Source organism: Stagnimonas sp. FW305-C-60 (assembly GCF_058782965.1).
Genome location: NZ_JBYSYF010000001.1, coordinates 82,283 through 105,514, shown reverse-complemented (window position 1 = coordinate 105,514; position 23,232 = coordinate 82,283). Strand labels below are relative to the sequence as shown.

Genomic DNA, 23,232 nt, shown 5'->3' with positions numbered 1-23,232 from the left:
AATGACCGCGCCCCTGCACACCTCCACCATCACCAGCCTGCCCAAGATCCACGCCGGCAAGGTGCGCGACATCTATGCGGTCGGCGACAAGCACATGTTGCTGGTGACCACCGACCGGTTGTCCGCCTTCGACGTGATCCTGCCGCGGCCCATCCCCGGCAAGGGCGAGGTGCTGACCACGCTGACCACCTTCTGGATGCAGCGCTTCGCTGGCCTGTTGCCCAACCAGATGGCGCCGGAGATGCGCCTGGAAGACTGGCTCACGCCGCGCGAGCTGGCCGAATGCGAAGGCCGTGCGGTGATCGTCAAGAAGCTCAAGGCCTTGCCGGTGGAATGCGTGGCGCGCGGTTACTTGATCGGTTCCGGCTGGAAGGACTACCAGGCCACCGGCGCGGTCTGCGGCATCAGCCTGCCGCGCGGCCTGCGCCAGGCCGATCAACTGCCGGAGCCGATCTTCACTCCGGCCTGGAAGGCGCCGGCCGGCCAGCACGACGAGAACATCGACTACGCCCGCGTAGTCGAGCTGGTGGGCGCCGATCTCGCCGCTCAGCTCAAGCACTACACGCTGACCATCTACCGGCAGGCCGCGGAATTCGCTGCCCGGCGCGGCATCCTGATCGCCGACACCAAGTTCGAATTCGGCACCGACGAGAACGGACGAGTGCATCTGATCGACGAGGTACTCACCCCCGATTCCTCGCGCTTCTGGCCGGCGAGCACCTGGCAGCCGGGCACCAGCCCGCCCAGTTTCGACAAGCAGTTCGTGCGCGACTATCTGGAAAAGCTGGACTGGGACAAGAAGGCGCCCGGCCCCGATCTGCCCGACGAGGTGGTGGAAAAGACCGCCGCCAAGTACCGCGAAGCCATGCGGCTGCTGACGGCCTAACCCATGACGCCCGCGCTCTGGTGTGTGCTGCTGGCGGCCTTCCTGCCGTTTCCCTACACCCTGGCCGCGAAGGCGAGCCGGCGCTACGACAACGCCAATCCGCGCGAATATCTGCAGGGCTTGCAGGGTTGGCGGCAGCGCGCGCACTGGGTGCAGCTCAACAGCTTCGAGGCCTTTCCGGCGTTCGCGGCGGCGGTGATCGTCAATCATCTGGTGCTCGGCGCCAATGCCCGGGCCGATGCCCTGGCGCTGGCCTGGGTGGCCTGCCGCCTGCTCTACGGGGCCTGCTATCTGGCGGATCTGGCGGCCCTGCGCTCGATGCTGTGGATAGTCGCCAGCGCCTGTGTCGTCGCCCTTTTCGTTTCCGCTGCCTAGGAGTCGCTCATGCAGATCAAGGTCGAGATTGACGTCAAGCCGGAAGAGCTGCGCCGCTTCCTTGGCCTGCCGGACGTGGCCGGACTGCAGGAGGACATCGTCGCCTTCCTGCGCGACAAGATGGGGCAGGCCAGTGAGAACCTGAGCCCCGCCGCCGAATTCGTGCGTGACAATCTGGGCTCACTGAAGGACACCGGCTCGGCGGCCGTGCAGCGTCTGCTGTCGAGTGTGAAAGTGCGGGTGACCGAGCCCGAGCCTCCGGTGTCACCACCACCGCGCAAGACGCGCGGCAAGCCCACGGCGCCGGTGAGCAAGACGAAGCCGCGTCGGCGGCGCGCCGCCAAGACCGCTGGCTAGGGAGCCCCTAGCGGCTCACCGAGCGGCGCAATTCCTGGCTCAGGCCGGACAGCAGCTGGCGGCGTCGGTCGTGGTCGCGGTTGAGGCGCGCCCGGGTGTCGGGCAGCAAGTCGATCTGGTCGCGCAGCAATTCGCCCAGCGAGCGCGCCTTGCGGGCGACGGCCAGGCGGCGGTTGAGCGCCTGCAAGTGGTCGCCCAGGGCATTGGTTTCGTGCTCCGCCAGCAGGCTCAAGCTCTGGCGAGCGGTGATCAGTGTGTGTTTCGGGTTCATTGATCCGACTCCTGCAAATGCCGGTCTCCCTGGTGGGTTCCGGGTGGGATTCGGTGGAGCAGGCAAGGGCTGCAAAAACAAAACAGGGCCGGGGTAAGCCGGCCCTGCGGAGCGTCTCTCATCGGCGACCAAGGGAGGGGAAGCCTCCGACGAGATGGCTTTCTGATTTAGGCCTTCGCCTTCTTGGCGGCAGCCTTGACCGTCTTCACGGTGGTCTTGGCGGCGGCTTCGGTCTTCTTGGCGGCAGCCTTGACCACCTTCTTCACCGCCGGCTTGCCGTTGATGCTGGCCTTGATGTTGCTGTAGCCGCCTTCAAAGGTCTTGACCAGCTCGACGCGGGTGGCGCCCAGGGTCTTCAGCGAGGCGTTGAAGGCTTCGACCGCCGGGGTGGTGGCGGGCAGGTAGGCCACCGGGTCGGCGATCACCGCCTGCACGCCGGCCTTGCTGGCCTTCTCGAAGCTGGTCTTGGCTTCGCCGAACAGGGCAACGGCGGCATCGCCATTGGTCTTGGCCAGGGTCTGCACGGTCTCGACGACGATGCCGTTGGCGGTCTTCAGGGTGTCGAAGCCGATGGTGGCAACTTCCTGGCCCTGCGCGGCGATCTTCTCGGCGCGGCCGGTGACTTCGGTGATCAGTGACTGGACGTCCATTGAGTTAACTCCAAGCAAATGGTTTTAGATAGAAGGAATGAAACTGGGACCGCGCGCTGCCGTGTTGCAATGCAGCATTTGTTGCAGCGCATCATATTTTCGCCCCCAGACCCTGTCAAGCGCCGTTCGTCGTGGCCAGTTCGTGCAAAAGATCAGGCACTTAAGTGCGCTGCCGGCATCGGCTAGGATGCGTTGATGATCGCCGACCGATTGCAGTCCCTGCGCCTGAAGCTCTGGCGCATCCAGCCCCGCACGCGTCTGGAGCGTCAGGGGCTGGCGATCTTGCGTGGTGCCGATGCGCTGCTGGAAGTGCTCTGGCAGGGGCAGCTGTCCTTGCGGGCGATGAGCCTGGTCTACACCACCCTGCTGTCGCTGACGCCGCTGCTGGCGCTGGGTTTTTCACTGCTGAAGGCCCTGGGTGTGCACAACAGCCTGGAGCCCTTCCTGCTGGAGTCGCTCAAGGGCCTGGGCCCGGAGCAGGCCCGCGAGGTAGCGGGCAACGTCATCCGCTTCGTCGAGAACATCAAGGTCGGCGTGCTTGGCTCGCTGGGCGTGGCGCTCCTGCTTTACTCGGCGATGTCGCTGATCCAGAAGGTGGAAGAGGCCTTCAACCACATCTGGCACGTCGAGCGGGTGCGCGGGCTGTCGCAGCGCTTTGGTGAATACCTGGCGGTGCTGATGGTGGGGCCGGTGATGGTGTTCGCGGCGCTGGGCGTGACCGCCAGCCTGCTCAACAATCAGGTCATGGCCTGGCTGGCGCAGATTCCCGGCTTTGGTTTTCTGCTGTACCTGGTTTCTGTGCTGCTGCCCTATGCGCTGATGGTAGGCATGTTCACCTTTCTCTACGCCTTCATCCCCAACACCCGGGTGGCGATACGGCCGGCCTTCGCGGGCGGGCTGTTCGCCGGGCTGATGTGGCAAAGCGCCAGCTATGCCTTCGCCGCCTTCGTCGCCGGCGCTACCAACTACAACGCCATCTACTCAGGCTTTGCCATCGTCATCTTCGTGCTGATCTGGCTCTATATGGGCTGGCTGATCCTGCTCTGTGGCTGTCAGGTCGCCTATTTCGCGCAGTGTCCGCAGCGCTTTGGCCCGTTCGCCGACTGTGCTCCCCAGGGCTCGCGCGCTCGCGAACAGGCCTCGCTGGCGCTGGTCGCCGCCGTGGCGCGTGCCTTCGTCGCAGGCGAGCCGCCGGTTTCTCCGGAGCGCTTGTCGCGGCTGCTGGGGGTTTCCGAACAGACTCTGCCGTTGCTGGCCGAACCGCTGGTGCTGGCCGGTGTGCTGGCCGAGACCGGCAATCGCTGGGTGCCGGCCCGCGATCCGGGCAGCATCAGCTTGCACAGCCTCTGGTGCCTGCTGCGCGGAGCAGCCCCCTCTGGCGGCGAAGGTCTGCGGCCGGCGGCGCAATGGCTACAGCAAGCCGAGGCCGCCGCCGCCGCGGTCGGCGCGCTGAGCCTGCGTGATTGGGTGCAGGCCCAGAACACGGAAGCGCTGGCGCGGTAAGCGGATTTTCCTAATAATGCCGCGCAATCACGGCGGGTGGCCCGACTACCCCGCGCAAGCCCTGGCAGTGCCGGGCTGACGAGTTTCTTTACTAACGCCCGTACACGGGGAGCAACATGGCAAAGCGAGGAGCCGCCGAGGCGGAGAAGGTCTGGCTGAACGAGTACGGCAGCGATGTGCCGGTGGAGATTGACCCATCGACGTTCGGCTCGGTGGCGGATCTGATCGAGCGGAGCTGCGAGAAGTTCCGCTCGCGCACCGCCTACGAGTGCATGGGCGACCAGCTCAGCTACGACGATGTCGACCGGCTGTCGCAGGATTTCGCCAGCTATCTGCAGAACGTGCTGGGCTTCCACAAGGGCGACCGCGTGGCGGTGATGATGCCCAACCTGCTGCAGTACCCGGTGGCCATTTTCGGCATCCTGCGTGCCGGCATGGTGGTGGTGAACGTCAACCCGCTCTACACCCCGCGCGAACTGGAGCATCAGCTCAAGGATGCCGGTGCCCGCGGCATCGTCATCGTCGAGAACTTCTGCACCACGCTGCAGGAGGTCATCGCCCGCACGCCGATCGAGAGGGTGATCACCACCCAGGTCGGCGACATGGCCGGCTTCCCCAAGAGCCTGATCACCAACTTCGTGGTCAAGCGCGTGAAGAAGATGGTGCCGGCCTGGAGCATCCCGGGCGCGGTTCCCTTTCGCACCGCGCTGGCGCGCGGCAAGGCGCAGCCCATGCATCGAGTGGCCTTGGGCCACGAGGATGTCGCCTTCCTGCAGTACACCGGCGGCACCACCGGCCTCTCCAAAGGCGCGACGCTGACCCATGGCAACATCATTTCCAACCTCATGCAGATGCGCGCCTGGATGGGCGGCCATCTGGTCGAGGGCGAAGATCTGGTGGTTACCGCGCTGCCGCTGTACCACGTGTTTGCGCTGACCGTGAACTGCCTGCTGTTCCTGAGCGTCGGCGGCAAGAACGTACTGATCACCAATCCGCGCGACATGCCTGGTTTCGTCAAGGAACTGGGCAAGCACCGCTTCACCGCCTTCACCGGCGTCAACACCTTGTTCAACGGCCTGCTCAATACGCCGGGCTTCGCCGAGATCGACTTCTCGTCGCTCAAGTTCACCGTGGGTGGCGGTGCCGCCGTGCAGCAGGCGGTCGCGACTCGCTGGCGCGAAGTGACCGGCCGTGGCCTGACCGAGGGCTATGGTCTTTCGGAGACCTCGCCGGGCGTCTGCTTCGGGCCGCTGCACCAGCCGGACTGGAACGGCACCATCGGCCTGCCGCTGCCTTCCACCGATGTCAGCCTGCGTGACGACGATCATCAGCCGGTGCCGGTTGGCATGCCAGGCGAGCTGTGCGTGAAGGGGCCGCAGGTGATGCGCGGTTATTGGAACAAGCCGGACGAGAACGCCAAGGTGTTCACGCCGGATGGCTATCTGAAGACCGGCGACGTCGCGGTGATGGACGAGCGCGGCTACTTCAAGATCGTTGATCGCAAGAAGGACATGATCCTGGTCAGCGGTTTCAATGTGTATCCCAACGAAATCGAGGATGTCGTCGCCCGCCATGCCGGCGTGCTCGAATGTGCCTGCATCGGCATGTCCGACGCCAAAACCGGCGAGGCCGTGAAGGTGTTCGTGGTCAAGAAAGACCCCGCGGTGAGTGCCGAGGCGCTACGCGAACACTGCAAGGAGTTGCTCACCGGTTACAAGGTGCCCAAGGCCTTCGAGTTCATCGAGGCGCTGCCGAAGAGCAATGTCGGCAAGATCCTGCGCAAGGAGTTGCGCGGCAAGTAGCGGCGACCTTGCTCTAAGCAGCAAGAAAAAAGCCCTCGCATGCGAGGGCTTTTTTTGTGCGGGTTGTCGCGGCTGTGTCAGGCGCCGGTCTTGGCGTCCGGCAGCGCGATGTTCATCTCCAGCACTTCCAGGCCGTCCTCGCGCTGCACGTTCACCTGCACCGCGCCGTCGGCGACCTGCACGTACTTGCGCACCACCGCCAGCAGCTCCTCGCGCAGCTGCGGCAGATAGCTGGGGCCGGCGTTGCGCCGGCCATCGTTGTCGCGCTGCCAGGCCACCGCGACCATCAGCCGGTCACGGGCCAGCTGCGCGGTGGCCGGCTTCTTGGCGCGGAAGAAACTCATCAAGTCCATGGCCATGTCCTCAACCGCCGAAGAGCTTGTTGAACAGTCCCTTCTTCTCGACGGTCATGAAACGCATCGGTCGGTCTTCGCCGAGGAAACGTGCCACCAGATCCTGATAGGCCTGGCCGGCGTCGCTCAAGGGGTCGGCGATCACCGGGGCGCCGGCGTTGGAGCTGGTCAGCACCGAGGGGCTTTCCGGAATCACGCCGAGCAGCGGAATGGCGAGGATGTCCTGCACATCCTTCACCGACAGCATCTCGCCCTTTTCCACCCGCGCCGGGTTGTAGCGGGTCAGCACCAGATGCTCGCGCAGCTTCTCGCCACGCTCGGCGCGGCGGGTCTTGCTGGACAGCAGGCCGATCACGCGGTCGGAGTCGCGCACCGAGCTGACTTCCGGGTTGGTCACCACCAGTGCCTCGTCGGCGAAGTACATCGCGTGGTGGGCGCCGCGCTCGATGCCGGCCGGGGAGTCGCAGACGATGTAGTCGAAGCCCTGGTCGGCAAGATCGTTGAGCACCTTCTCGACGCCTTCGAGCGAGAGGGCGTCCTTGTCCCGGGTCTGGCTGGCCGCGAGGATGTAGAGGTTTTCATTGCCCTTGTCGCGGATCAGGGCCTGCTTGAGGTTGGCCTCGCCCTGGATCACGTTGACGAAGTCGAACACCACGCGGCGCTCGCAGCCCATGATGAGGTCGAGGTTGCGCAGGCCGACATCGAAGTCGATGACCGCGACCTTCTTGCCGCGCTGGGCAAGGCCGGTGGAGAAGCTGGCGCTGGTGGTGGTCTTGCCGACGCCGCCCTTGCCGGAGGTGGTGACGATGATCTTGGCCACGGTAGTTTCCTAATGAGTGCTGATGGGTGTTGCGAATCAACTGCCCAGGGTTTCGATGCAAAGCTTGCCGTCACGCAGCAGCGCCTGGGCGGGTTCGCCGCGTGGACTGCCCTTGATCTGCTCGGCGACGGTATAGATGCCCGCCACCGCGACCAGCTCGGCTTCGAAGCGGCGGGCGAACACCCGCGCGCTCTGGTCGCCGCGAGCGCCGGCGATGGCGCGGCCACGCAGCGGTCCGTAAACGTGCACGCAGCCGTCGGCAATCACTTCAGCGCCGGGGCTCACCGCCGCCAGCACGATCAGGTCGCCATCCTCGGCGTAGATCTGCTGGCCGGAGCGTACCGGTTCGGTGACGATGCGGGTGCTGCGCTTTACCGGCGCGGGAGTGGCCGTCGTCGGTGCGGGCACCGGTTCGGCGCGGGCGCCACGACTGTCGCGCGGCAGCACCGCCAGCCCCAGAGCCGTGGCGGCGCTGTTGAGCACGCCATCACTGACGCCCAGCGGTTGGATGCCGTGGCGGCGCAATGTCGCCAGCAGGGCTTCGAGGTCCAGCGGCTCTTCGCTTTCCAGCACGACCGGCATGCCCTTGACCGCCTGCGGCATCTGCCGGGCGAGTTCAGACAGCTGGGTTTCGATGGCGGCAAGGTCGGCCTTCAGCACCCGCAGCCGGGTAGTGGAGAGCAGGCGGCCTTTGAGTTCCAGTGCGGGGGCGGTGCGGGCCATCGTGAGCAAGTGCGGTTTCGGGCAGTTTAGCACCGCCGGCCGGCGGTGCCGGTTCGAGGAAGGCATATCCGCAGAGCGGTCGCGGCAAGACCCTTGCGGCCAGCGGCCCTTGCTCCTTTCGGAGAACTGGCCTGCGTTTTGCGAGTGAGCATGCTAGCTTTGAACCCACACGCAAACAAAAGGCCCCCGGACCGCATATATGGCCGTTGAGTGGCGCGATTACCGCAACCATGAACACTACGATGAGCTCATTGACGCCTCGGGCGCGCCACGGGAAGGTGCCCGTCAGCTGATCGATTATCTCGTCAACCTCTCACCCAAGGAGCTGGCCGAGCGCCAGCTGGCCGCCGATCTGGCGATCAAGGTGATGGGGGTGACCTTCACGGTGTACTCCGAGGGCAAGAACGTCGACCGCGCCTGGCCGTTCGACATCATCCCGCGGGTCATCACCTCGAAGGAATGGGAGCGTGCCGAGGCCGGCCTGAAGCAGCGCACCCGCGCGCTCAATCATTTCATTCAGGATGTCTATGGCGCGCAGAAGATCGTCAAGGACGGGGTGTTCCCAGGCGACGTGCTCACCGAGAGCGTCAACTTCCGTCCCCAGTGCGTGGGGGTGAAGCCGCGCGGCGGCATCTGGGCGCACATCTGCGGCACCGATCTGGTCCGCGACGGCGACGGCACGCTCTACGTGCTGGAAGACAACCTGCGGGTGCCCAGCGGCGTCAGCTACATGCTGGAGAACCGCCTGGTCACCAAGCGGGTCTGGCCGGAGCTGTTCGAGACCACCACCATCCGCCCGGTCGATGATTACCCGGCGCAGCTCTACGACATGCTGGCCGCGCTGTCGCCGCGTCCGCTCGATAGCCCGACCGTGGTGCTGCTGACGCCGGGCATCTACAACAGCGCCTACTTCGAGCACGCCTATCTCGCCCAGCAGATGGGCGTGGAGCTGGTCGAGGGCAGCGATCTGGTGGTCGGCGACGACGACTGCGTGCACATGCGCACCATCTACGGCCTGAAGCGGGTGGACGTGATCTACCGCCGGGTCGATGACCTGTTCCTCGACCCCGAGGCCTTCCGCCCCGATTCCATGCTGGGCGCGCCGGGCCTGATGCGGGCCTGGATGCGCGGCAAGGTGGCGCTGGCCAATGCGCCTGGCGCTGGCGTGGCCGACGACAAGGTGGTCTACGCCTACGTGCCGCAGATGATCAAGTACTACCTGGGCGAGGATCCGATCCTGCCCAATGTGCCCAGCTATCTGTGCATGGACGAGAAGCAGCGTAGCTATGTGCTCGCCAATCTGGACAAGCTGGTGGTGAAGCCGGCCAACGAGTCCGGCGGCTACGGCATGCTGATCGGTCCGCGCGCCAGCAAGGCCGAGCTCGACAAGTTCCGCGACCTGATCCTGAAAAACCCCCGCAACTACATGGCGCAGCCGACGCTGTCCCTTTCCACCGCGCCGACCATCACCAGTGAGGGCGTGCAGCCACGGCATCTGGATCTGCGGCCGTTCATCCTCTCGCGTCCCGATGGCACTGCATATGTGACCACCGGCGGGCTGACCCGGGTGGCGATGGTCAAGGGCTCGCTGGTGGTCAACAGCTCCCAGGGCGGCGGCTCCAAGGACACCTGGATCGTCGATGTCGAGGCCGACAAGGACGAGGTCCAGGCGCAGACCCAGAGCAGCGCGGCGCCGCCGAAAGCGGATGCCGCCAAGGCGGGGGGGCACTGACATGCTGTCGCGTGTTGCTGACAACCTCTACTGGTTCGGCCGCTATGTGCAGCGCGCCGAAAACACCGCGCGCCTGATCAACGTCCACGCCAATCTGCTGCTGGACCTGCCGCGCAACGTCACCGTCGGCTGGGCGCCGCTGCTGGAAATCACCGGTGCCGATGCCGCCTTCCGTGCCGCCGGCGGCCAGGCGACGGAAGACAACGTGGTGCGCTTCACCCTGATGGACGAGCGCAATTCCGGCTCGATCTTCTCCAGCCTCAATTACGCCCGCGAGATCGCCCGGGTGTCGCGCGACTGCCTGCCGCGCGAGGCCTGGGAGCGCCTGAACGACCTCTATCTGTTCGTGCAGGAACGTGGCGAGCGTAGCGTCACCCGCGCTCGCCGGCAGGAGTTCCTGCAAGGGGTGATCAACGGAGCGATGACTACGGTGGGCGTGCTCACCTCGAACATGAGTCGCGATGTCGGCTTCCAGTTTCTGCGCATGGGCACCAATCTCGAGCAGGCGGACATGACCACGCGCATCCTCGATGTGCGTTCCTCGCGGCTGTTCCAGCCCGATGCCAGCCTCACGCCGTTCGACAACATCCAGTGGATGAGTGTGCTGAAGTCGCTCACCGCCTACCAGATGTATCGGCGGCATGTGCGCGCGCGGGTCAATGGTCCCGGCGTGCTGCGCTTCCTGCTGCAGGACCGGCAGTTCCCGCGCAGCGTCAGCTTCGCGCTGTCGACCATCGGTTCCACCATGCCCTTCCTGCCACCCAGCCGCAAGGTCGAGCGCGCTATCGAGCGCACCAAGGCGCTGATCGCCGATGCCAACATCGGCTCGCTGTCGTCGCAGCCGGATGGCCTGGCCTTGTTCATGGACGAGATCCAGGTCGGCCTAGGCCAGCTCGACGACGCCATCGCCGAGTCTTATTTCCGCAGCTGATTGCCGGTCCGCCCGCTCCGGGTTTAATCGTTCGGGCAAAAAGAAGCCCCCGGCCAAAAGGTGGCCGGGGGCGGGCAGGTAAGGCGGCGCTCCGCTTAGCGGGTGCCCTTGGTGCGCAGGGCGTCTGGCGTGAAGTCGGCCGGGCTACGGACGATGGGCTCGTACACTTTGGTTTCTTCGTTGCGCAGGCCCATGGCGATGTAGCGGCCGGACTGCAGGTCGTAGTGCAGCTCCAGACCCGGCGCCACGAACGGCACGTCGTAGTAGTTGAGGCTGTGCAGCTCATCCACGCGCCAGAGCTGATCGCGGTTGTCGTACTTGTCGGCGACATGGATCACCCAGCTGTCTTCATCCAGATAGAAGCTGCGGCGCTTGTAGACATGCGAAGTGCCGGATTTCAGATTGGCTTCCACCACCCAGACCCGGTGCAGCTCGTAGCGGGCGTGCTCGGGATTGATGTGGCCGGGCATCAGCACATCTTTCACCTTGATCGTCGGACCATTGATCTTGTAGGCGTTGTAGGGGATGTACATCTCCTTCTTGCCCACCAGCTTCCAGTCGTAACGGTCGGTGGCGCCGTTGTACATGAAGAAGTCATCGTTGGTGCGCAGGCCGTCCGCCGCGGTGCCGGGGTTGTCGTAGGACACCGTCGGCGCCAGACGAACGCGGCGCTGGCCGGGGTTGTAGGTCCAGGCCTTGCGCGGCGTCTTCACCTGATCGATGAAGTCATCCACCAGTAGGATCGAACCGGCCAGACGCGGCGGCTCTTTGATGATCTGCAGGAAGTAGAACAGCAGGTTGGCGTCGCGCTGCTCGGGCGTCTTCTTCTGGTTGCCGTAGGAAAAGTCGTACTCGTAGTCGAACTTCACCAGGTTGTAGTCGCCGCCCGCGGTCACCGGCGCCTGTGCCCAGGAAGTGGCGTAGGTGTCGCCCTTGTAGACGGTCAGGTGGTTCCAGATCGCTTCCAGGCCGCTTTGCGGAATCGGGAATGGCACGCCGCCGGTGGTGCCCTCGATGCCGTTGCCGCCCTGCACCAGCTTCACCTTGGTGGCATTGGCCTTGGTCTCGGCGTAGATGCCGGCCGGGTAGGCGGCGCTGCGCCGGGTCGGATAGACCTTCATCTTGAAGGTCGGATAACGCTTGAACATCGCCATCTGTCCGGGCGAGAGGTTGTCCTTGTATTTGTCGGCGCTGGCGGCGTCGATGGTGAACAGCGGCTTGTCGTCGGCGAACGGATCGAGGTAGTGGCTACCGGTCTTGAAGCCGGCGACTACCGTGGTCTGGCCGCCGGTCCAGGCCGGGATGGTGCCGGCGGCGTTGCCGGCTTTCTCGGCGCCGATCGGGGTGAGGGTGGTGCCGAGCTTGTCGGCTTCGGCGGCTGGGACGGCGGCGATCGCCGTCATCGAACTCAGGGCTGCCGCGAACAACGCGGTCAGTTTTGTGTGGGTGCGCATGGGATTACTCTCCAGTTAGAACGCGTAGGAGACGCTGATGGCGAGGAAGTCGCGGTCCTTGTTGGGATTTGCGCTGGTCGCGAAGGATTGCGACTGGGTGGAATCGCCCGGGCTTAGGGTGGTCACCGCCGGATCGGGGTTGATGTCGACGCCCGGCGGCACCGGATCGGTGCCAGAGTAGGTGCGACCGCCGAAGAAGGTGGTGTAGCCGATGTCCGCCTGCCAGCGTTGCAGGTAGTTCAGCGCCAAGCCGAGGGTGATGGCCTTGCTGTCCTTGTTGAAGGTCGGGCCCACGCCGTTGACGTCGTGCGCCCAGACCAGTCGCGGCGACATCTGCATCGAGCCGATCACGCTTTCGAAGTCGAAGCGGCTGACGATGCGATAGCCCCAGGAGGTGTTGGTGGCGAAGCCTTCCGACTGGCAGGAGCCATTGGAGACCGCCGCCAGCGTTGCCGCCGAGGCGAAGCCGCAGGCCGGAAGGCCGGCGCCAGGGCCGTTGAAGCGCAACTCCTCGGGGAGATCAGTCTGGGTCACGCCCACCTCGCCCAGCACCAGGAACTGCTGCGCGCCCAGCGTAGGGCCGAAGGCCTTGGTCGCGGTCATCTGCGCCTGGTGCATCGCCACCTCACGCCAGCCCTGGATGTAGGTGCCGGCGGCCAGAGGGGTGGGGCTGATGCTGCTGGGCACGCCCAGCGAGGCGAGCAGTACCTCGGTGCCGGACAGCTGCAGCGGCTGGTTCGGGCGGTAGGAGTACTCGCCCTGCAAAGCCACGCCCCAGGGGCCGACGGTATTGAAGCTCAGGCCGTAGAGGTCGATGTTGGCGGGGAACTCCGCGAAGTAGCTGGCGCGGCAGTTTGCGGTGGGGGTCGCCTGGGTCGAGCACAGCGGATTGGCCAGGTTGCCGGCATTGGTCGCATTGCCGCCTGCCGCCGTGGAGCCGCCGCGTATGGCGGAAACCAGTGGTGTGCGGCTGTGGTAGGTCAGGTAATAGAGGCCGAATTCGGTGCTGCCCAGCGCCTCTGAGAAATAGCGGATGGCGGCGCCGAACTGCTTGGTGGCGTCGTCGACTTCTGGCCCACCCTGGCGTGGTACCCAGACGCTGGCGGAGCCCGGATTGGTCGCGGATGGCGCCGGGGAGCGTACGACCTTGTTGTCGTCCTCGCGGCGGCCAAAGCTGACAATCGCCTTGTTGCCGTCGTCGGAGACGAAGTCGTTGCTGGAAAAGAAGCTGCCGCGCGGGTCGATCTCGGTCTTGTCGTAGGCGTTGAGCCAGACACCTTCCAGGCTGACCGAGTCGCTGAGCTGCAAGGAGCTCCACAGCATGGCGGTGGGGATCAAGGCCTCTTTCAGTTCGGCGCCGGGAGTACGGATCTTGGCGACATCGATCGGATTGATGGAGTTGATGCTGTTGCCGATGAAGGTGCTCTCGCCCCAGCTCACCACCTGGCGGCCGACCCGGGCCGAGAGGTTGTGGCCGGCGAGGTCGAAGCGGCCATAGGCGAACAGGTCGAGCATGTCGATGCGCGAGCCCAGCCGCTCGCGGCCGCGCTTGCCCAGCTCGTAGTCATAGGCTGCGCGATTTTTCACAGGCAGCCCGGCGGCATTGAAGCGGTCTTCGCGATGGCTGGCGTCCGAGGCGACGGCGTCGTAGAAGTAATTGACGCGGGTGAAGACGCCATAGTCCCGGTATTTCAGTTCCAGGTCATGGGTCGCCTTCAGCACGCCGGAGACTAGGTCGCCCTGGTCGAAGCCGATGTTGCCGTCGTCGTCATTCACCGAACGGGAAGTGCCGCCGTTGGTGATACCGACCAGGCTGGGATCGGGAGATTCCGTGCGCATGGTGACGCCGGCGGAAACCGTGGTGTCGAAGCTGCCTTTGATCTCGCCGTAGCTGAATGGGAAGGCCATCGCGCCCAGCGGAATCGCCAGTAGCGAACAACCGACGCCGAGACGCAGCCTGCCGCTGCTTTTCTTGCTCATCGTCCATCTCCTCTAGCTGTAGATGTTTTTGTTTGAAACCGGCTGCGAGGCCGATTTGCAAAGCGCAGCAATTTTTTGCCTGCGACCGCCGGATGGGATTCCGACAGCTAACCGGAGTATGGGAAGACGGACTCGTGACCGCTACTGGTCAAACGACGGGCGGCACTGTGGATACACACAACGGTTTTTTGACGCCACCGATTTTGCTGCACTGCGGCAGCGGTCTTGCTGCGGCTTGCGCCGCGCCCGCGGACCCTAGCCCGGGTCGGTCTTGTTGTGCAGTCGCCGCAGGCGCAACGCGGCGTGCAGGCGCGAATGCCAATTCACCTCGTCGAGCCGCGCGCCGAGGATGGTCTCGATGCGCTCCAGTCGATAGCTCAAGGTGTTGGGGTGAATGTCGAGTGCGCCGGCCACCGCCTTGCGGTGCTGGCGATGCTCGAAGTAGGCCTCCAGGGTGCGCGTCAGATGTGCCTCGCGCGACAGGCGCTCGATCAGGCATTCGTGGAAACGCCAGACATTGTCGGACTGGCTCAGGGCGTCATACAGCGCGAAGTCGAAATAGCGGTGCAGCACCTGCTGCGGCTCCAACCGCGCGCCGAGATCGAGCGCCTTCAGGGCCTGTTCCGCACTCAACTGCCAACCGCGCGGGCCGGAGTCGGGCAGCCCCAGGCCGATGGCGGCGACGCCGGCGTTGGCGCGCAGCAGGGCCTGCATCTGTGTCGCCAGCCGCGCCTCGCCCTCGATCAGCGACTCGCCGGCCAGTAGCGGCGCCCAGATCAGCAAATGGCCGTGGCGCACCGTGCGCAGCAGCGCCTCGCTGTCGGCCTCCAGCAGCCGCCGGAGGGCAGCGAACAGGAGATTGAGGCGCGAGTCCGGAAACGCCAGGCCGTCGCCAGACTGCAGGCGTAACGCCAGGCCGACATGCAGAGCGCTGCTGTCCATGCCCAAGGCGCTCATCCGGGTGCGGAAGCCGTCGACGTCCTCGGGATTGCTGAACACCAGCCGGCAGAGCTCATAGCGCAAGCGGTCGCGCCAAGACAGCCGTTCGCGGCGCTCCTCGGCATAGGCGCTGGCCAGGGTCTGGCCGACCAGGTCGAAGTAGGCCAGCAGCCGCGGCGAGATGCGGAATAGCAGCTCCTGCATCAAGCCCGGACTGGACTCGGCGCGGCTCAGGGTTTCCTCCCAGAGCATGCGCGCGCCCGAGCGCGCGGCCTGCATCAGGCTTTCCATGGAAATGCCCTGGTGCACGCGTCTGCGGCCGTAGGCCACTAGGGGTTCGAGGTCGAGCGCGCTGGGCCAGCGGTCGTCCAGCAGGCCGCGCAACCAGAGTTGCAGCACGTAATCCAGCGAGTCCTGGATGTCGACCTTGATGGCCGGGTCGCTGAGCTGACGGTAGTCGTCGATCTGCGCATCCATGCACTGCACCATGCGCTGGACGATGGCCTGGTGCTCGGCGAGCTGGGCTTCGACCAGACGGCGCAGTGGTGTCGACAGGGAGCCGGGGTAGGGGGGCTGTTGTTGGACGGACACGGCCGGTTTCGCACTCCATTGCGCACGGGTTTGCCGGTACAGCTGGCGGGGCCGCTTGAAGTCGGCCTTCTTTCAACCCAGGCAGCGTACCTGCATCCGCCGGTCTTGGCAGCCGGCTGCGCTGAAAGTCGATGGCGCAGGGATGCCGCGGCTACAGGAGCTGCGTCTGGGCCTGGCTCTGCGCTTCCCAGTCGAAGCGTGGCAGCTCGGTGAACGAGCGCATCAGCAGATCGCCCCAGGACTTGCGCAGATTGGCGTAGAACGGAGTGTCGAGGTCGAAGCGTTCCTTGTGGGTGATGCGCAGGGCATCGCGCGGCAGGATCGCGAGATCCAGCGGCGGCCCGACCGTGAGGTTGGACTTCATCGTCGAGTCCATCGACACCAGGGCGCAGCGCGCGGCGTCTTCCAGCGAGAGCGGCGGGCGGATCACGCGGTCGAGGATGGGCTTGCCGTACTTGCTTTCGCCGATCTGGATGTAGGGGGTTTCCGGCGAGGCGGAGATGCAGTTGCCTTCCGGGTAGATCAGATATAGGGCCGGGTCTTCGCCCTGGATCTGCCCGCCAAGGATCAGCGTGGCGCGGAAATCGACGTTGCTGGCGTACTGGGTATGGGCGCCGGCTTCCTTCTGCGAGCGCACCGACAGGCCGCCGAGGTAGTCGGCGGCGTCGAACATGTGGCGGACCTTGTTGAGGTTGACCGGCTTATCCTCGGCCATGTCGCGGCGCAGATGGGTCAGCACCGTCTGGGTGGTCGCTAGGTTGCCGGACGACAGCACCACGAATACCCGCTCTCCCGGAGTCTCGAAGACGTGCATCTTGTTATAGGTGCGCACGTCATCAACGCCGGCGGAGGTTCGCGTATCACCCACGAACACCAGTCCGTCATCGACCTTCACCGCTACGCAGTACGTCATCGTTGCACCGAAAGATTACCGAAAGCCGCCCGCGGCGGCCGCCGATTGTAGGGCCCTGATGCCGTAACGTCAGCCGCAGGCTGTTTGCGTTTGCCCCCGATCCTGTTTGCAGGATTCGTGCCGCTTGCCGCCTGGCGTCCGGGTCATGATACTGGCTGGTATGTGAGGAGACCACAGGTAAAACCATCATGAGCAAGACCGTTGATTTTTTCTGGGACCCGGCCAGCACCTACAGTTATCTGGCCGCCACGCAGATCGAAGACCTGGCGCGGCGCTGCGACGCCCAGATCAACTGGAAGCCCTTTCTGCTCGGCAAGGTGTTCGAGGCCACCGGCAACAAGATGCCGGCGGCGCTGCCCAGCAAGGGCAAATATCTGTTCCGTGACGCCCGGATGTGGGCCAAGCTCTACGGCGTCCCGTTCCGGTTTCCAAAAATCTTCCCGCTCAACAGCGTGCTCGCTAGCCGCGCCTGCCTGGCGGCGGCGAACCAGGGCAAGGGCGTGGAGTTCAGCCTGGCCCTGCTCAAGGCCTACTGGGCTGACGGTCAGGATCCCAGCCAGCCGGAGGTGGTCAGCGCCATCGCCGGGAGCGTCGGCCTCGACGGCGCCGCCCTGCTGGCCGCCACCCAGGAGCCGGCGGTGAAGGACGCGCTGCGCGCCAACACCGAGGAGGCCATCCGGCGTGGCGCCTTCGGGGCGCCGACCTTCTACGTTGATGAGGAGATGTTCTGGGGCAATGATCGCCTGGGCTTGCTCGAGGCCTATCTGAAGGGAGAGTTGTCATGAGCCTCATCAATCGCCAGTTCACTCTCGCTGCCCGCCCGCAGGGCCTGGTCAAGCGCAGCGACTTCGCCTATGCCGAAACGCCGGTGCCGGAGCCCAAGGACGGCGAGCTGCTGGTGAAGACGCTCTATATCTCGCTGGACCCGGCGATGCGTGGCTGGATGAACGAGGGCAAGAGCTATATCCGCCCGGTGGCGATCGGCGAGGTGATGCGCGCCGGCACCCTGGGCGAGGTGCTGGTCAGCAAGACCCCGGCGTTCAAGGCCGGTGACCATGTGGTCGGCAACTGGGGCGTGCAGGACTACGCCGCCCTGCAGCCGGAGGGCCTGAGCAAGGTCGATCCCCGCCTGGCGCCACTGCCCAAGTATCTGGGCGTGCTCGGCATGCCCGGGCTCACCGCCTACTTCGGCCTGCTGGAGATTGGTCAGCCGAAGCCAGGCGAGGTGGTGGTGGTCTCCGGTGCTGCCGGCGCCGTCGGTCAGGTCGTGGGCCAGATCGCCAAGCTCAAGGGCTGCACGGTGATCGGCATCGCCGGCGGTGCCGACAAGTGCGCCTACGTGGTGCGCGACCTCGGCTTCGATGCCTGCATCGACTACAAGTCGCAGGACGTCAAGAAAGCGCTGCGCGAGCTGGCGCCCAAGGGCGTGGATGTCTACTTCGACAATGTCGGCGGCGACATCCTCGACGCGGTGCTCACCCAGATCCGCATGAAGGCGCGCATCGTCATCTGCGGCGCGATCTCGCAGTACAACAACACCACGCCTATGAAGGGGCCGTCCAACTACATGTCGCTGCTGGTCAATCGCGCGCGCATGGAGGGCATGGTGGTGTTCGACTGGGCGCCGCGCTATGGCGAGGCGATCCAGGCCATGGGCACCTGGCTGGCCGAGGGCAAGCTGAAGTCGCGCGAGGACATCGTGCAGGGCCTGGAGACCTTTCCGGAGACGCTCAACAAGCTGTTCACCGGCGAGAATTTCGGCAAGCTGCTGATCCAGGTCTGAACGCATGAGCGGCGAGTCCCGGCATGTGCGCCTGCGCGGCCTGCGTTTCCATCTGCGCTGCTGGGGTGAGGAGCCGCGCCTGGCGAGCACGGCTCGCCGCGACTCCGAACGCCCGGCCACGGATGGCCGGGCAGGGGTCAGCACCGGAGCGCAGAGTCTCGCCACGGACGGCAGTGAAAAACCCCTGCTGATCTACTGCCACGGCTGGCTCGACACCACGGCCACCTTCGCCGATGTCGGCGAGCGGCTAGGGCAGCGCTTCCGCGTCGTGGCGCTCGATCAGCGTGGCTACGGCTACAGCGAATGGCCGGCCGACGGCTACTGGTTTCAGGACTATGTCGCCGATCTCGACGCCCTGGTCGATTACCTCTCGCCAGCGGCGCCGGTGCGTCTGGCCGGGCACAGCATGGGTGCCCAGGTCGCCAGCCTCTACGCCGGCCTGCGGCCGGAACGGGTCAGCCGCCTGGCGATTCTCGACGGCCTGTTCCTGCCCGACATGCCGGCCGAGAGCGCGCCGCGCCGCTTCGGCCGCTGGCTCGACCAGTTGAAGGCGCCAGCGCGCGGCAAGACCTATGCGAGCTTCGAGGAACTGGCGGAACGGGTGCAGAAGCAGCATCCGCAGCTGAGTGCCGAGCGCGCTCTGTTTGTCGCCCGTGGCTGGGGTGCGGCCGATGGCGCCGGCCGCATCCACCTGCTCGCCGACCCCCGGCATCGGCTGGACATGCCGACGCTCTACCGCAATGCCGAGAGCGAGGCGATCTGGCGCCAGATCCAGGCGCCGACCTTGTTCGTCGATGCCGGTGGCTCGGCCTTCGGGCAGACACTGAAGGCAGAGGAGAAGGCCACGCGGCGCGCCTGCTTCCGCGATAGCCGGGAAGTCAGTATTCCCGACGCCGGCCACATGCTGCATTTCGATGCGCCGGAAGCCACCGCCGACGCCCTGCTGCGGTTCTTCTAGCGCCGGCAGGCGATAATGGCCGCATGCAACTGCGCCCCGCCCAAGTCGCCGCCCATGTGAAGAAAGGCCTGCCGCCGGTCGTGGTGCTCGCCGGCGAGGAGCCGCTGCTGATCCAGGAAGCGCTGGACGAGCTGCGTGCCGCCGCCCGTGCCCAGGGCTATAGCGAGCGGGTGTCGTTGACGGTCGAGCCCGGCTTTCGCTGGCAGCAGCTGTTCGACGAATGCGCCTCGCTGTCGCTGTTCGCCAGCCGGCGGATGATCGAGGTGCACCTGCCCAAGGGCCCGAATGGCCACCGCCGCGGCAAGGGCGAGGAGGGTGGCGAGAGCGAGGCCGGCGGCAAGTCGGAAGACGGCGCCAAGGCCCTGGTGCAGCTCGCTGAGAAGCCCTCGCCGGACATCCTGCTGGCGGTGGTGGCAGGCGCACTCGACAAGCGCGGCCGCGAGTCCGGCTGGTTCTCGGCGCTGGAGGCGGCCGGCTTCGCCGTCTATGCCTGGCCGGTGAAGCCCGAGGAACTGCTGGCCTGGATCGAACAGCGCGCCCGCGCCCTCAATCTGCGCCTGGAGCCGGAGGCCGCGCGCCTGTTGGCCGAGCGCACCGAAGGCAATCTGCTGGCCTGTGCGCAGGATCTCGCCAAGCTGGCACTGCTGTTCCCCGACAGGCCGGTGGATGCCGAAGCCCTGCTACAGGCGGTGGCCGACTCGGCGCGCTATGAGGCCTTCGATCTGGTCGACAAGATGCTGGCCGGCGACGGCCTGTCGGCCCTGCGCTCGCTGGAGCGGCTGCGCGAAGAGGGCGTCTCGGCGCTGGAGCTGGTCGGCGCCCTGGCCTATGCCCTGCGCAGTTGGGGCGCCGTCAACGCCGCCTACGCGCGCAGCCGCGACGTCGCCAGCGCGCTCGCCCAGGCCAAGTTGTTTGGTGCCCGCGCCAAGCCTTACGAGGCCCTGCTACGCCGCGGTGCGCGCTATTCGCCGGCCGCCGGCCTGGTATTGCTGGCCAGGGTCGACCAGGCGGTGAAGACCGGCCGCGAGTCGGCCGCCTGGGAGGACTTGCTAACATTGGTCTTGGCGGCCAGTGGGGCCGCGCCCCCGGCGACCAAGGTCGCCGCCTGAGTGCAACGTGGCGAAAGCAAAAACCGAAACCGCAGCGGCCCTGAAGGCCTACATGCAGGACGTGGGCGCCAAGGCCCGCGCCGCCGGCCGTGAGCTGGCCAAGGCCGACACCGGCGCCAAGAACGCCGCCCTGTTCACCCTCGCCGAGCGCCTGGTCGAAGAGGCCGAGGCCATCCTCGAAGCCAACCGCGAGGACATGCGCCGCGCCCGCGACAACCAGCTCGATGCCGCCCTGCTCGACCGCCTGGAGCTGAGCCCGGCGCGCATCGAGGCGATGGCCGACGGCGTGCGCCAGGTCGCGGCGCTGCCCGATCCGGTCGGCACCATGACCGATCTCGCCCTCCGCCCCTCCGGCATCCAGGTCGGCAAGATGCGGGTGCCGCTGGGCGTGGTCGGCATCATTTACGAGTCGCGGCCCAACGTCACCGCCGATGCCGCCGCGCTGTGCCTGAAGAGCGGCAACGCCACCATCCTGCGTGGTGGCTCCGAGGCGCACCAGTCCAATCAGGCGATCGCCCTGTGCATCCGCCGCGCCCTGCAGCGCGCCGGCCTGCCGGGCGACGCGGTGCAGGTGCTGTCCACCACCGATCGCGCCGCGGTCGGCGAGCTGCTGACCATGCCGCAGTTCGTCGACGTGGTGATTCCGCGCGGCGGCAAGGGCCTGGTGGCCTTCGTCGCCGAGCACGCACGGGTGCCGGTGATCAAGCATCTGGACGGCATCTGCCACGTCTATATCGACGTCGAGGCCGACCTGGAAAAGGCCATCGCCATCGCGGTCAACGCCAAGACCCAGCGCTACGGCACCTGCAACACCATGGAGACCCTGCTGGTCGATGCCAGCATGGCGCCGCGCGCGCTGCCCGAGCTGGGCCGCATCTACCGCGAGCTGAAGGTGGAGCTGCGTGGCTGCGAGCGCACCCGCAAGTATCTGCCGGAAGCCAAGCCGGCGACCGAGGAAGACTGGCGCACCGAGTACCTGGCGCCGATCCTGGCGATCCGCGTCGTCGATGGCCTCGACGAGGCGATCCGCCACATCAACGACTACAGCAGCCAGCACACTGACAGCATCGTCACCGAGAACTACACGCGCGCGCGCCGTTTCCTGCGCGAGGTGGACTCGGCTTCGGTGATGGTCAATGCCTCCACCCGTTTCGCCGATGGCTACGAGTACGGACTCGGCGCCGAGATCGGCATCAGCACCGACAAGTTCCACGCCCGCGGGCCGGTGGGGCTGGAAGGGCTCACTTCGCAGAAGTGGGTGGTGCTGGGCGACGGGCAGGTGCGCTGATGACCGCCGCCCGCGCGGCCCTGGTCTGAACCGTGGCCGGCGCTCCCATCGGCATCTTCGGCGGCGCCTTCGCGCCTTTCCACAACGGCCATCTGCGCCTGGCGCTGGAGGCGATGGATCGTCTGCAGCTCTCGCAGGTGCGACTGATCCCCACCGCGCACCCGGCCCACCGGCCGGACTCGCGGGTGTCGCCGCAGAAGCGCCTGGAATGGGTCCGGCTGGCGGTGGCCAAGGAAAAGAGCCTGGTTGCCGACGACCGCGAGATCAAGCGCGAAGGCCCCAGCTACACCATCGACACGCTCACCGAGCTGAAGAAATGGCGGCCGCGCACGCCGCTGGTGCTGCTGCTCGGCGCCGATGCCTTCGCGCACTTCCACACCTGGCACCGCTGGCGCGAGATCCTCGACCTCGCCCATCTGGCGGTGGTGTCGCGGCCCGGTTCGGCGCTGCTGCCGCCGCTGGAGGCCGACATCCTCGCCGAGCGCCATGCCGACAGCGTCGAAGCGCTGCGCGCGGTGCCGGCCGGCCTCTGGCTGGAACTGCCGCTGCCGCTGCTGGAAATCTCTTCTTCGCGCATCCGTCGCCTGCTGCGCACCGGACATTCGGTGCGCGGACTGGTGCCCGACGCCATTCTCGACGCGCTGACGCCGCAGGATCTGCAAGCCCTCACCGACCAGGACGACCAATCCAAACACTGATGAATACCAACCAGCTCACCAAGCTCGCCGTCGCCGCCCTCGAAGACGTCAAGGGCATCGACATCCAGGTCATCGACGTGAGTTCGCTCACCAGCGTCACCGACCATCTGGTGATCGCCACCGGCACCTCCAGCCGTCACGTCAAGGCGCTGGCCCAGAGCGTGATCGAGAAAGCCCTGGAAGCCGGCGTACGGCCGCTTTCCTCCCAGGGGCTGGAGCAGGGCGAGTGGGCGCTGGTGGACCTCAACGGCGTGGTGGTCCACACCCTGCAGGCCTCGGCGCGCGCTCACTATCAGCTGGAAAAGCTCTGGGATCTGGGCCAGCCCAAGCCGGTGCTGGACGAACCCAAGTCTGCGAAGAAAAAGGCCAAGAGCAAGGCCAAGACCAAGGCGGTCGCGCCGGTAAAGAAGGCGGTGCCCGCCAAGAAGGTGGCGGCGGACAAGAAGCCTGGTCCGGCCGCGAAGAAGGCCCCCGCGACCAAGAAGCTGGCGCCCGCCGCCAAGGCCGCGCCCCGCAAGGTCACGGCCAAGCCGGTAGCGAAGCCGCTGAGCAAGCTGGTCGCGAAGAAAGCCCCCGCGAAGAAGGCTGTCGCCAAGAAGCCGGCCGCGAAGAAGGCGCGCTGACAGCAGCCGGCGGCGAAAGGCATGAAGCTGCGCCTGATCGCCGTCGGCACTCGCATGCCGGGCTGGGTGGAAGAGGCCTTTGCCGACTACAGCCGCCGCCTGCCGCCGGAATACGGGTTTGCCTTGAGCGAGATCGCGGTGACGCCACGCGGCAAAAACCCCGACCTCGCGCGGCTCAAGCGTGACGAGGGCGAAAAGATACTGAAGGCGCTGCCGCGCGAGGCGCGGCTGGTGACGCTGGACGAACGCGGCGGCCAGTGGACCACCGAGCAGCTGGCGCTACGCCTGCAGCGCTGGCAGCAGGACGGCCGCGATGTCGCGCTCGCCATCGGCGGCCCGGACGGTCATGCGCCGGAAGTGCTGGCGCGCGCCGAGGAGAGCTGGGGCCTGTCGAAGCTGGTGCTGCCGCATGCCCTGGTGCGGGTGCTGGTCGCCGAGGCGCTGTACCGGGCCTGGAGCCTGAACGCCAACCACCCCTACCACCGGGCCTGAA

General features: G+C 66.3%; 24 protein-coding genes. 15 read left to right on the top strand and 9 right to left on the bottom strand.

The genetic code is table 11. From position 1 onward, the window contains the following. The first annotated feature begins 1 nt into the window (after window position 1). Genes AC3WT6_RS00505 through AC3WT6_RS00495 form a run of 3 tightly spaced genes read left to right on the top strand, consistent with a single transcriptional unit; the run spans window position 2 to window position 1,618 of the window. On the top strand, window positions 2–886 hold the full coding sequence (locus AC3WT6_RS00505) for a phosphoribosylaminoimidazolesuccinocarboxamide synthase (RefSeq protein ID WP_492651589.1): 885 nt from the start codon (window positions 2–4) through the stop codon (window positions 884–886). Between the two features lie 3 nt (window positions 887–889). Then, window positions 890–1,261 (top strand): MAPEG family protein, encoded by a 372-nt coding sequence (locus tag AC3WT6_RS00500; RefSeq protein WP_492651588.1) that lies wholly within the window; start codon window positions 890–892, stop codon window positions 1,259–1,261. A gap of 9 nt (window positions 1,262–1,270) precedes the next feature. Further along, entirely contained in the window at window positions 1,271–1,618 is a 348-nt protein-coding gene (locus tag AC3WT6_RS00495; RefSeq protein WP_492651587.1) for a DUF6489 family protein, read from the top strand. A 7-nt stretch (window positions 1,619–1,625) separates the two neighbouring features. Here the strand turns inward: AC3WT6_RS00495 and AC3WT6_RS00490 are convergent, their stop codons facing one another. Both AC3WT6_RS00490 and AC3WT6_RS00485 read right to left on the bottom strand, forming a co-directional pair. Then, on the bottom strand, window positions 1,626–1,889 hold the full coding sequence (locus AC3WT6_RS00490; RefSeq protein WP_492651586.1) for a hypothetical protein: 264 nt from the start codon (window positions 1,887–1,889) through the stop codon (window positions 1,626–1,628). A 167-nt stretch (window positions 1,890–2,056) separates the two neighbouring features. Further along, entirely contained in the window at window positions 2,057–2,539 is a 483-nt protein-coding gene (locus AC3WT6_RS00485) for a hypothetical protein (RefSeq protein ID WP_492651585.1), read from the bottom strand. Between the two features lie 195 nt (window positions 2,540–2,734). On the opposite strand from AC3WT6_RS00485, the gene AC3WT6_RS00480 reads away from it, so the two are divergent. Both AC3WT6_RS00480 and AC3WT6_RS00475 read left to right on the top strand, forming a co-directional pair. Then, on the top strand, window positions 2,735–4,042 hold the full coding sequence (locus AC3WT6_RS00480) for a YihY/virulence factor BrkB family protein (protein ID WP_492651584.1): 1,308 nt from the start codon (window positions 2,735–2,737) through the stop codon (window positions 4,040–4,042). Between the two features lie 116 nt (window positions 4,043–4,158). Further along, on the top strand, window positions 4,159–5,844 hold the full coding sequence (locus tag AC3WT6_RS00475) for an AMP-binding protein (RefSeq protein ID WP_492651583.1): 1,686 nt from the start codon (window positions 4,159–4,161) through the stop codon (window positions 5,842–5,844). 77 nt (window positions 5,845–5,921) lie between these two features. Here the strand turns inward: AC3WT6_RS00475 and minE are convergent, their stop codons facing one another. Genes minE through minC form a run of 3 tightly spaced genes read right to left on the bottom strand, consistent with a single transcriptional unit; the run spans window position 5,922 to window position 7,740 of the window. Then, window positions 5,922–6,197, bottom strand: coding sequence for a cell division topological specificity factor MinE (gene minE, locus AC3WT6_RS00470; protein WP_492651582.1), 276 nt, complete (start codon window positions 6,195–6,197; stop codon window positions 5,922–5,924). Between the two features lie 10 nt (window positions 6,198–6,207). Then, window positions 6,208–7,017, bottom strand: coding sequence for a septum site-determining protein MinD (minD, locus tag AC3WT6_RS00465; protein WP_492651581.1), 810 nt, complete (start codon window positions 7,015–7,017; stop codon window positions 6,208–6,210). A gap of 36 nt (window positions 7,018–7,053) precedes the next feature. Next, window positions 7,054–7,740 (bottom strand): septum site-determining protein MinC, encoded by a 687-nt coding sequence (minC, locus tag AC3WT6_RS00460; protein ID WP_492651580.1) that lies wholly within the window; start codon window positions 7,738–7,740, stop codon window positions 7,054–7,056. A 199-nt stretch (window positions 7,741–7,939) separates the two neighbouring features. Between minC and AC3WT6_RS00455 the strand changes: the two genes are divergently transcribed. After that, window positions 7,940–9,472, top strand: a complete 1,533-nt coding sequence (locus AC3WT6_RS00455; RefSeq protein ID WP_492651579.1) for a circularly permuted type 2 ATP-grasp protein — start codon at window positions 7,940–7,942, stop codon at window positions 9,470–9,472. Between the two features lies 1 nt (window position 9,473). Further along, window positions 9,474–10,403 carry an alpha-E domain-containing protein gene (locus AC3WT6_RS00450; RefSeq protein ID WP_492651578.1) on the top strand — a complete coding sequence of 310 codons (930 nt, stop codon included), beginning with the start codon at window positions 9,474–9,476 and terminating at the stop codon, window positions 10,401–10,403. Window positions 10,404–10,498: 95 nt separating this feature from the next. On the opposite strand, the gene AC3WT6_RS00445 is transcribed toward AC3WT6_RS00450, so the two are convergent. From AC3WT6_RS00445 to AC3WT6_RS00430, 4 genes are all read right to left on the bottom strand, one after another. Further along, the gene (locus tag AC3WT6_RS00445; protein WP_492651577.1) at window positions 10,499–11,857 is read right to left on the bottom strand and encodes a DUF1329 domain-containing protein; all 1,359 of its coding nucleotides are present in this window, start codon (window positions 11,855–11,857) and stop codon (window positions 10,499–10,501) included. A 15-nt stretch (window positions 11,858–11,872) separates the two neighbouring features. Continuing rightward, the gene (locus AC3WT6_RS00440; protein ID WP_492651576.1) at window positions 11,873–13,837 is read right to left on the bottom strand and encodes a DUF1302 domain-containing protein; all 1,965 of its coding nucleotides are present in this window, start codon (window positions 13,835–13,837) and stop codon (window positions 11,873–11,875) included. Between the two features lie 255 nt (window positions 13,838–14,092). Then, complete coding sequence (locus AC3WT6_RS00435; protein ID WP_492651575.1) at window positions 14,093–15,367, bottom strand: PucR family transcriptional regulator; 1,275 nt, start codon at window positions 15,365–15,367, stop codon at window positions 14,093–14,095. A gap of 151 nt (window positions 15,368–15,518) precedes the next feature. Further along, on the bottom strand, window positions 15,519–16,280 hold the full coding sequence (locus AC3WT6_RS00430) for a proteasome-type protease (protein WP_492651574.1): 762 nt from the start codon (window positions 16,278–16,280) through the stop codon (window positions 15,519–15,521). Between the two features lie 188 nt (window positions 16,281–16,468). Between AC3WT6_RS00430 and AC3WT6_RS00425 the strand changes: the two genes are divergently transcribed. The 8 genes from AC3WT6_RS00425 to rlmH are packed head-to-tail and all read left to right on the top strand — an operon-like array spanning window position 16,469 to window position 23,231. Further along, a complete protein-coding gene (locus AC3WT6_RS00425) occupies window positions 16,469–17,065 on the top strand; it encodes a 2-hydroxychromene-2-carboxylate isomerase (protein ID WP_492651573.1) in 597 nt (198 codons plus the stop codon). After that, window positions 17,062–18,063 (top strand): NADP-dependent oxidoreductase, encoded by a 1,002-nt coding sequence (locus AC3WT6_RS00420; RefSeq protein WP_492651572.1) that lies wholly within the window; start codon window positions 17,062–17,064, stop codon window positions 18,061–18,063. The genes AC3WT6_RS00425 and AC3WT6_RS00420 overlap by 4 nt, the downstream gene beginning before the upstream one ends. 4 nt (window positions 18,064–18,067) lie before the next feature. Then, window positions 18,068–19,021 carry an alpha/beta fold hydrolase gene (locus AC3WT6_RS00415; RefSeq protein ID WP_492651571.1) on the top strand — a complete coding sequence of 318 codons (954 nt, stop codon included), beginning with the start codon at window positions 18,068–18,070 and terminating at the stop codon, window positions 19,019–19,021. A 23-nt stretch (window positions 19,022–19,044) separates the two neighbouring features. Next, entirely contained in the window at window positions 19,045–20,130 is a 1,086-nt protein-coding gene (gene holA, locus AC3WT6_RS00410) for a DNA polymerase III subunit delta (protein ID WP_492651570.1), read from the top strand. A 52-nt stretch (window positions 20,131–20,182) separates the two neighbouring features. Continuing rightward, window positions 20,183–21,418: a glutamate-5-semialdehyde dehydrogenase gene (locus AC3WT6_RS00405; protein ID WP_492652830.1), complete on the top strand. Its 1,236-nt coding sequence runs from the start codon at window positions 20,183–20,185 to the stop codon at window positions 21,416–21,418. Window positions 21,419–21,450: 32 nt separating this feature from the next. Next, entirely contained in the window at window positions 21,451–22,116 is a 666-nt protein-coding gene (nadD, locus tag AC3WT6_RS00400) for a nicotinate-nucleotide adenylyltransferase (RefSeq protein ID WP_492651569.1), read from the top strand. Further along, window positions 22,116–22,739 carry a ribosome silencing factor gene (rsfS, locus tag AC3WT6_RS00395; protein WP_492651568.1) on the top strand — a complete coding sequence of 208 codons (624 nt, stop codon included), beginning with the start codon at window positions 22,116–22,118 and terminating at the stop codon, window positions 22,737–22,739. Before nadD ends, rsfS begins: the two co-directional genes overlap by 1 nt. 21 nt (window positions 22,740–22,760) lie before the next feature. Beyond that, complete coding sequence (gene rlmH, locus AC3WT6_RS00390) at window positions 22,761–23,231, top strand: 23S rRNA (pseudouridine(1915)-N(3))-methyltransferase RlmH (RefSeq protein WP_492651567.1); 471 nt, start codon at window positions 22,761–22,763, stop codon at window positions 23,229–23,231. Window position 23,232: the final 1 nt, after the last annotated feature.